This is a genomic window from Actinomycetes bacterium, assembly GCA_036000965.1.
Taxonomy (GTDB): Bacteria; Actinomycetota; CALGFH01; order CALGFH01; family CALGFH01; genus DASYUT01.
In genome coordinates this window covers 1-7242 of record DASYUT010000047.1, presented here as the reverse complement: position 1 = coordinate 7242, position 7242 = coordinate 1, and the positions used below count along the sequence as shown (strand labels likewise).

Annotated in this window: 8 protein-coding genes; 3 read left to right on the top strand and 5 right to left on the bottom strand. The window is 70.7% G+C overall.

Annotated features, from left to right (window positions below):
• Positions 1 to 201 precede the first annotated feature (201 nt).
• The 3 genes from VG276_03010 to VG276_03000 all read left to right on the top strand — a co-directional run bounded on the left by VG276_03010 (position 202) and on the right by VG276_03000 (position 2289).
• Positions 202 to 996, top strand: coding sequence for a DUF1670 domain-containing protein (locus tag VG276_03010; protein HEV8648379.1), 795 nt, complete (start codon positions 202 to 204; stop codon positions 994 to 996).
• Complete coding sequence (locus VG276_03005) at positions 993 to 1796, top strand: DUF1670 domain-containing protein (protein ID HEV8648378.1); 804 nt, start codon at positions 993 to 995, stop codon at positions 1794 to 1796. The genes VG276_03010 and VG276_03005 overlap by 4 nt, the downstream gene beginning before the upstream one ends.
• A gap of 238 nt (positions 1797 to 2034) precedes the next feature.
• Complete coding sequence (locus VG276_03000) at positions 2035 to 2289, top strand: SAVED domain-containing protein (GenBank protein ID HEV8648377.1); 255 nt, start codon at positions 2035 to 2037, stop codon at positions 2287 to 2289.
• A gap of 34 nt (positions 2290 to 2323) precedes the next feature.
• On the opposite strand, the gene VG276_02995 is transcribed toward VG276_03000, so the two are convergent.
• From VG276_02995 to VG276_02975, 5 genes are all read right to left on the bottom strand, one after another.
• On the bottom strand, positions 2324 to 2704 hold the full coding sequence (locus tag VG276_02995; protein ID HEV8648376.1) for a hypothetical protein: 381 nt from the start codon (positions 2702 to 2704) through the stop codon (positions 2324 to 2326).
• A gap of 144 nt (positions 2705 to 2848) precedes the next feature.
• Positions 2849 to 3412 (bottom strand): recombinase family protein, encoded by a 564-nt coding sequence (locus VG276_02990; protein ID HEV8648375.1) that lies wholly within the window; start codon positions 3410 to 3412, stop codon positions 2849 to 2851.
• A 521-nt stretch (positions 3413 to 3933) separates the two neighbouring features.
• Positions 3934 to 4968 (bottom strand): IS110 family transposase, encoded by a 1035-nt coding sequence (locus VG276_02985; protein ID HEV8648374.1) that lies wholly within the window; start codon positions 4966 to 4968, stop codon positions 3934 to 3936.
• A gap of 146 nt (positions 4969 to 5114) precedes the next feature.
• Positions 5115 to 6671, bottom strand: a complete 1557-nt coding sequence (locus tag VG276_02980; protein HEV8648373.1) for an IS1182 family transposase — start codon at positions 6669 to 6671, stop codon at positions 5115 to 5117.
• A gap of 181 nt (positions 6672 to 6852) precedes the next feature.
• Positions 6853 to 7242 (bottom strand): hypothetical protein (locus VG276_02975; GenBank protein HEV8648372.1); only part of this gene is annotated, 390 nt, incomplete at its 5' end.

Genomic DNA, 7242 nt, shown 5'->3' with positions numbered 1-7242 from the left:
TGCACCTCCACGTCGTCTCCCCATGTGAGCATGGACCGGGACTCCTTCGGCTGAGGGCTTGGACACCGTCAGCATCGGGGGAGTCCCCCTCCCATCGCCGGACCTCCAACGGCCCACCTGGGTGCTCAAGGGTGGGGAGTTACTCTGGGGTCGTATGAGCCGTACTTTCCATGGGCCGTAACCACCCGTGGGAGGTGGCTCATGGACACCTATGGGACCGCGCGACTGGCTGCCAAGGACGCCGAGTCGGCGATCGTGGCCAGGATCTGCGAGGACTTCAACCTCACCCCGGTGCTCGCCCGAGCCCACTACGAGCAGATGGCCCGCTACTTCGCCGAGTACGGTCAGGTGCCGGCCCGCCCCGGCGAGCTCTGTTACCTGGCCGTTGACGCCGAGGAGCCGCCGGGCAAGCCGATCGTCGCCTGCCGCAAGGTCCAGGTGCGCCTTGAGCTTGCAGCGTCCGAGGACGCCGAGGCGCTGCGCAGCCGGGGGCTGGCGGCCATGCGCGAGCGGCGCCTGGCTCGCCTGGCCCGCCAGGCCCGCGTGCAGGGGGCGCTGCTCACCGTCGAGGACCTCGCCTACCTGACCTGCTCGTCGCCGGCGACGGTGAAGCGGGACCTGGCCGGGCTGCGCAGCAGGGACGAGGCGGTGCCGACCCGCGGGCAGATCCGCGACATCGGCCCGGGCATCTCGCACAAGGCCAAGGTCGTCCAGCTGTACCTGTGGGGGCTGCAGTTCACCGACATCGAGCAGCGCACGGCCCACTCGGAGGGGTCGATCCGCCGCTACCTGGCCGACTTCCGCCAGATCGCCGCCCTGTATGCCCGCGGCGCCAAGGTGGCCGAGATCCGGGCCGCCACCGGGCGCTCGGCCGCCCTCATCGGTGAGTACATCGGTCTGTATGAGCGCGCCCGCCGGGAGTTCCCGGCCGCGCCTCGCCTCTACGACCTGCTCGACGCCGAACCGGCCACGACAAAAAAGGGGGGCCGCCGGTGAGAGGGGAGTCCCGCGCCCTGGTCGACTACCGGCGCCTGGCCCGCCGGAACCTCGCGTCGCTGCTGCGCTACAAGTTCCTGCACGAGTACGGCTACGACAAGGGCCAGGTGGTGGTGGCCGCGATCGTGGCCGACCTCTGCGAGACGATCCGCCGCTACTACGCCCACCCCGGCGACCTCGAGCCCGGCCAGCTCCTCTACAACGCCGCGGCGGCCACCGAGCGGCCGGGCCGCGGCAAGACCACCGCCAAGACCAAGCTCGTGCCGGTGCGGCTGACCATCGTGGCCGACGAGGACACCGAGGCGATCCGAGCCCACCTGCCAGCGGCCAAGCGGCGCGAGATCCGGGTGCGGCGGCTGACCCACGAGGCCTACCGGCAAGGGGGGCTGCTCTCCCAGGCCGACATCGGCCTGCTGACCGGCTACTCGCCGGGCGCGGTGAGCCTGACCACCGTCGAGCTCCGCCAACGCGGCGAGTTCCTCCCCCTGCGGGGCTACGTCGTCGATATGGGCAGCTACCCGACCCACAAGGCAGCCGTCATCCGCCTGTACGTCTCCGGGCTCACCACGCCCGACATCGCGGCGCGTACCTACCACTCCAAGGAGGCGGTGGACAACTACATCCGCGGCTTCGAACGGGTCCGGCTGCTGGCCGCCAAGTACGCCCGCGAGGAGCTGCCCCTACTCACCGGGATGTCGATGGGCCTGGTCGACCAGTACCTCGCCCTGATCGACGAGCACGGCCTTGTCGCCGCAGCAGCGACGCCACCGAGCGGGGTGGTACAGCATGCTTCATCCTGACGCCTCAGCCCGGCCGAGCATCGTGGTCCCTTCCTCCTTGTCGGCCAGCGCTTCCCACCGGCACGCCGGCGGGGTCCAGGTGGAGCGCCCGCAGCGCAGCGAAGGACGAACGACCTGGACCCCGCCAAGGGCTGGCGCAGGATTGTCGGCCCGAGCAAGGGACCTTCCGCACAAGGCTGCCCCACGAAGTGGGGCTCATATGAACCTATATTCAGTGATCGAGTCTGGGGAGTTTCCCGTGATCCTCAGCAATCAGGCCGTCACCGGCCCGGGCCACGCCGTCGCCCTCGCCCAAGCCATCCGGAACCAGGTACGACAGCTGGCGGACGCCAGCCGTACTCCGCGGCTGCACCTGGTGCTCGCATGCCCCGCCGGCCTGGCGTTGCTTCTCGGACACCGCTGGAATCGGGTTCCCACCACCCAGCTCTATGAGGACCTGGGCCTGGGCGCGCGGTACACGCCCGCGTTCCTCCTTCAGCTGGCGGCAGGATAGCCGCCGGAGCCGACGACCCTGGATCGCGCCGCAGCTATCTGATTTCAGGACCAGCCACTGTGGGCGTGCCGTTGGGCCAATAGATGGCGCGGCCACAGATCTCGCAAATCGCCATCTCGGGGTACGCATCGCCAAGCTCGCTGCCGACAAGCGCATCGGCCATGACCAAGGCGTCACGGTGGCGGCCACGGCGGCAGGCGACAACTTGGTAGATCGGGGCGAGGTCGCGGCGCAGCCGCTCGGTCCACAGCAGCCGCCAACCCACCTGCAGCGCCAGCCACCGCCGCCACCATGGTCGCATACTGCGGCCGCTCGCCTGCAGCGGCGGGGGTCGGCCGCGCCATAGCACCCGCCAGGGTGGCCTGGGTCGCTGGCCAAGTACCCGGCGCACCCGGTCGATGTTGGCTTGCTCCATTGCCCTCCCTTGCCCTGGACCGGCAGCTCCTTGCTGCGACCCCATTCTCCGTATCGCTGCCGACCTCGTGAGGCTGTTGGTGAGCATGACAGGGCACCGCGACAAGGCCGTGACCGTCGCCCCAGCTGCGCGGCAGTCGTGGAGTCAGTCTTCGAGGTCGCCGAGATGGCGGTAGATGGATGCCCGGCTGACCCCCAGCGTGCTGGCGATCGCGGCCACCGTGTACTGCCGAGAGGCATACATTTCGCGGGCGAGCCGGATCTTGGGCTCGGTCATCACCGCCGGCCGGCCGCCGGTGCGGCCGCGGGCCCGGGCGGCGGCCAGCCCGGCGGTGGTCCGCTCCCGGATCAGGTCGCGCTCGAACTCGGCCAGGGCGGCGAAGATGTGGAAGACGAGCTTGCCGCCCGGGGTGGTGGTGTCGATCGACTCCTGCAGCGAGCGGAACCCGACGCCGCGGTCGGCCAGGGTGGCGATGGTGTCGACCAGGTGGCGCAGTGACCGGCCCAGCCGGTCCAGCTTCCAGACCACCAGGGTGTCGCCCGGCCGCAACTGATCGAGGACCTGGTCGAGCGCCGGCCGGGCGGCCAGGGCGCCGCTGGCGGTGTCGAGGAAGACCCGGTAGCAGCCGGCCGCCTTCAGCGCGTCGACCTGCAGGTCGGGGTGCTGGTCGCCGGTCGAGATGCGGGCGTAGCCGAGGAGATGGGCCATGCCCGAGTGTCGCATAACCTTTCAAGGGCCGTGGTTTTGCGACGTTGATTTCGGACACGGGTTCTGGACGCCGGGGAAGCGGGGCTGAAAGGCATCTGCTTGGCTTGTTGCAGAAAGGTACGTTTGAGGACAGGTGATGGACACAGATACGACCCGGTTCGGGTAGACCTCATCCTTATCAGCAATCGAGGGCTAAGCGCTGTCCGGACCAGCGTTTTCGCACCCATGAGGTCGGGCCCTGTCAAGGGCGTGAGGGATCCACCCTCCCTGGAGGGCGGTGGGTTGGCTGGCTTCTCGTGTCGGCGGTGGATGCCGGGCCGCAGCCGGGGGCAAGGTGGAGCGCCCCGCTGGACGAACGACCTTGCCGCCGGCCAGGACCGGCGCAGGATCATGGGACGAGAAGGCCCGGACGAGGTCGCGGAGAAGGTCTCGCATGCACCCATTCGGGCCCCGGGTGGGGTCCGCATGACGGTGAGTCCGGACCCGGGCTGCTCAGTCAGGTCAACGGCCGTGTTGCAGGCTCATGCGAAAACGCGAGCACGCCCGGTACTGGCCTTCTCCGATGGCTTCTGCTGGGCCTCCAGCTGGGTGAGGATGTGGAAGGAGCGGGCCAGCAGCCGCCGGGCGATCGCCACGGTGGCGATGTTGGTGCCGCGGCGGCGGGCGAGCTGGCCGTAGGCGGGGGCGAACATGGGGTGGCGTTTGGCGGTCTGGGCGGCCTCCTGCAGGATCCCACGCACCCACGGTGAGCCCTGCTTGGTGATGTGGCCGTGGCGGATCTTGCGGTCGGAGTTGCGCACCTGGGGGGTGAGCCCGGCCCAGGCGCACAGCTTGCGGGCGGTGGGGAAGCGGCTGATGTCACCGATCTCGGCGACCAACGTCATCGCGGTCAGCCGGCCAACCCCGGGCAGGGCCATGAGCGCTTGGACCCTGGGGTCGGGCTTGGCCAGCGCAGCGATCTCCCGCTCCAGCCGGCCGATCGGGGTGGCCAGGGCGTCCAGCAACCCGCAGCAGTCCTCGATGATCGCCCGTGGGGTTGGCGGCAGCTCGAGGGCGGCCAGCCAGGCCCGCCCGGGACCGGTCCAAAGGCCCCGGTCCTCACCGATGCCGCGGTCGGCCAGCACCGCATGCACCCGGTTCTTCAGGCAGGTCGACAGGCGGACCAGGCTGGCCCGGTGGCGCAGCAGCGCCCGCAGATCGCGGGTGGCCTGGGGCGCGATCCAGGCCTCGGGCAGCAGGTCGGCGCGCAGCAGCTGCGCCAGGGTGGCCGCGTCGACCTTGTCGTTCTTCAGCCGGGCCGAGGCGATCGCCTTGCAGCGGCTGGGATGGACCAGGTGCGGTTCCAGCTCCAACTCCTCCAGCAACTCCACCAGCCAACCCCAACCGTAGGCCGCCTCGAAGCCGACCGGGGTGCCCGGCGCAAGCGTGCCAAGGATCGGCACCAGCTTGGCCGGATCGTTGGGGAGGTTGCGGTTGCGCTGCTGGATGCCGGCGTCATCCACGATGGCGACCTGGGAGCGCTTGCGATGCACGTCCATCCCGACGTACACATTCATCAGGGCCTCCTTCCCCGAGCTCGTCGATCCCCGAAGCCTAGGTGAGTGACGAAAAGGTGGTATTCCCGTGGGTGAGTGGGTGGCGGCCGCCAGGGATGACGCCGGTCGCTGGCGGTGTGGTGGTTGTTGGGAAGGTGGGGTTGGGGTCAAGCAGCATGGGCGGCCTCCAGGCCATCTACGGTGTCGAGGGCGTCCAGGACGGCCAGGCGTTTGAGGTTGACCACCACGGCGGCCAGGCGGGCCTGCAACAGCACCTTGCGGCGGCCCCGGTAGCGGGCCTTGCCCGCCCCGGCGTCCTTGCAGTGGTCGATCTTGCGTTCGATGATCGGGCGTCGGCGCAGCTTGCGTTTGACCGTGGGGTGCTGCTGGGCAGCCCGGGCCTGCTGGAGCAGGGCTTCATGGTGGTGCAGCGCGACCGACCGTGGCCCGCTGCCGGCGACGCAGCGCTGGCGCAGCGGGCAGGCCCCGCAGGTGCCCGCGGGGAACACCAGCGCGAAGGCCTGCCGGCCGTGGCGGTCGCGGCCGTTGCCGATCAGCCTGGTGGTGGTGTGCCCGGCTGGGCAGGTCGCCGAGGGCAGGTACGGGTCGATGGTGAAGTCCTGCTTGGTGAAGCGGCCGTGGTTGTGGGCCGGGGGGACCTTGGCGGTGAGCTGTGCGCCGGCGGTGGCGACCTCGACGCGGGTGTCCCCGTCCCCGTAGGCCATGTCGCCGACCAGCTCGCCGGCGGCGGCGCCGTTGCGGTCGGCTTGGCGGACCAGCTCGGCGGCGACATCGCCGTCGCTGGTGTTGGCCGCCGTGACGTCGATGGCGGTGATCAGCTCGCTTCCGGGCTCTTCGACAAGGTGTAGCTTGTAGCCGTCGAGCTTGCGGGCGCGGCTCTTGCGGCCGTGGCGCATCTCGGGGTCGGAGGTCGAGACCACCCGGTCGCGGGCCACCTGCTGGCGCAGCTGCGGCCCCTTGCCATCGGGACCGCGACCGTCGACGTCCTGGGCCAGCAGCCGGCCGAGCAGCCCCACCGCCTCGGCGCACTCACCGCGGTTGCTGGTGGCGGCCAGCAGCCGCTCGGCCACCCCCACCATGCGGCCAAGCTCCGCCCGCCTGGCCACAGCATCCTGCCAGTCGATGCTGGGCTTGGACTGGCGCAGGTACCGCTTGAGCTGCCGCTGCGACCCCTTGGACAGGGTGTGGTGGCCGGCCGCACGCACCAGCGCGCCGATCGCGCTGCGCAGCAGCTCGTAGGTGTCCTTGACCGCGCCAGCACCAAGGATCGGCGAGGAGTCGATCAGCTGCAGGCTGCGACGGGGCAGCACCCCCGCCGCCACCGCCCGGGCCACCACCGCGCGGAACAACTGCTCGTCCTTTTGGTGCAGCACGATCCGGGAGCGGAACACGCTGAAGGTGGTGGGGTGAAAGCCGGGATGGTCGATCGGCAGGTGAAGCGCGGTCTTCCAGCCAAGGTTCAGGCGCACCTGCTGGGCGGTCTGCCGGTCGCTGGTGCCGTCGTGCATCGCCAGCAGGCAGACCAGCATCAGCGTCGACGGCGGGATCGACGGCCGACCCCAGCCCGCCGCGTAACAGTCGGCGAACTCCTCGTCACCGACAAGCGACCGGCCATGCCTGGCCAGCTTGCCGTAGAAGGAGTCCTCATCCACCAGCCCCTCCAGCAGGCTGCCAGCGTCCAGCAGGCTCAGCTGCGGATCCACCCGCCCCAGCATGCACACCCCCAGACCAGGAGAACTACACCAGTGTCATTCTCCCAGACCCACCGGCAAACCCCACCCAACCAGCCCGCTTCTTCGTCACTCACCTAGGCTGTCGGGCTGAGCAGGGGACGGGGGCCCGACCTACATAGCGTCAGGTCACCGCTGAGCGTCAGGGGCAAAGTTATGCCGTTGTTTCGGGCCCGGCCGGTCGCTGGGCCTGGTGCTGGGCGGGGGCCGACTGGGCGGACAGTTCGCCGGGGGCGGGGCTGGGCGGCGGCTGCCTGGCTGGGTCGGGTCCGAAGGCGAAGCCAGCTATCGCGCTGAGCGCGGCGAACGCGGCCGCGGCGAGCAGGACGTCGTTGAGCCCGCTGGCGGTGCCGGCGCGGGCGGCGTGGGTGACCGCGGCGCGGGCGGCGGGCGGGACCACGGTGGCTACCCGGGTGCCGGCGCCGGAGGCAACAGCGGCGGCCAGCCGGTGGACGGCGCCGGGCGGGGCGGGCAGGCCCGCCAGGGCGTGCAGGGTGGCGGTGGTGACGCGGGAGGCGTAGAGGGCGCCGAGCACGGCCACGCC